This is a genomic window from Kitasatospora sp. NPDC058184, from assembly GCF_042883725.1.
Lineage (GTDB): Bacteria > Actinomycetota > Actinomycetes > Streptomycetales > Streptomycetaceae > Kitasatospora.
On record NZ_JBHVVE010000060.1, the window covers coordinates 1 to 1,365 of the forward strand.

Annotated in this window: 1 protein-coding gene; it reads right to left on the bottom strand. The window is 62.3% G+C overall.

Annotated elements, in window-relative coordinates; translation table 11 throughout:
• Positions 1-1,070 (bottom strand): hypothetical protein (locus ACFVXH_RS41305; RefSeq protein ID WP_387831236.1); only part of this gene is annotated, 1,070 nt, incomplete at its 3' end.
• Positions 1,071-1,365 lie beyond the last annotated feature (295 nt).

The following is a 1,365-nucleotide window of genomic DNA, read 5'->3' on the forward strand; positions in this document are numbered from 1 at the left end:
AACTTGTATTGATTCGCCAGAGCAGTCGCCTGCTCAAGCGTGTCCCCCGCCTCCATGCGCTGACGGATGAACTCGTCACGCACCCTCTGTCCGGCAGCCTCGACGGCAGCGGCCGTATCGAACGTATTTAGCTTCTGCTCTTGCGCAGACTGGGCGGCAGAGGCACCCGCCATGTCGAACGCAGTAGCAACCGACTGCATTTGGCTGTGCAGGCCAGCGCCCGCTGCAGTAGTCAGATCGAGTTCACCCGACGCCGTGCGTGCAGTGCCACCCGCGGTTGCGGCTGCTTGAGCAAACTGGCTCAAAGCCAGCGTGACCTTCGCCTGAGATTCCTCAGCAGTCATGAGGTCGCCGCGCCAAGTCGACATCGCACTCGTCAGGCCATCGATTCCAGCGGAGGCGCCGACCGCACCGGAAGCAATGTCCTTCAGTGCGTCATTGACCTTGCTGGCAGATGTCTGAGATGCGACGAACTCCTCGCGCATCTTCGTGTATTTCGCAGTCAGCTCCGCGCCAGCCTCACCCGACTGGTCGATCCGGAACTTCAACCGATCCCATTCGGCCTGGGAACCCGTGATCCCCTTGTTTACGTCGGCAGTTTCGACACCGAGCGCTGCATAAGCTTCCTGTGCTTCCTTTGCGGCAGAAGCGACTTCCCTGACTGAGTTGACTTCGCCGATGCCCTCGAGAGTCAGGTGGCCGACAATCGTGTCCCAAGCGCTCGGCATACTCTTGGCGGCCGAGTCCAGATCTCCTTGAATGGAATCGATCTGGCTCTTCACGGCAGCCTTCACGCCACCATTGACATTGCCGCCCGACGAGGCGAAAGCTTCGTCCAAGCTCGCGCGGTACTCCCTGAAGGAATCCGCCGATCGAGAAGCGGAGGTTCGTATGGAGTCGAGCGCGGCCTCGGTCTTGTTGCTTGACGAGTTGACTGCCCACAGGGCAGCCCCGGCCGCCACCGCGGCCGCTACAAACGGGCCGCCGATCATCGCTGATGCCGCAGAAACCCCGGACTTCAAGCCCGACATTGCCGCGCCACCCAGTGCCCCGACGCGCGCACCGGCCATGGCCGTCGACGCTGCGGTTTGCCGCAATCCGCCGACAAACACTCCAGACGATGCCGCGGCCGCACGCTGAGCAGCTGCATAAGCAGCGAGTGAGGACGTAGCCGAAACTGTTGCTGCGTTGCTGACACTTGTCGCTGCAGCCCTGATCCGCTGAGCCGCAGCACCACGGAGGGTCGTGGCCGTAGCTGCCGTATCCACGCCCGTATGCCGACCGAGCGCAGCAGTATGCGCCACCAGCGCCGCAGTAAGTTGGCGCTGAACCAACATCTGCGCTGGCATCATGATTGCGTTTGCA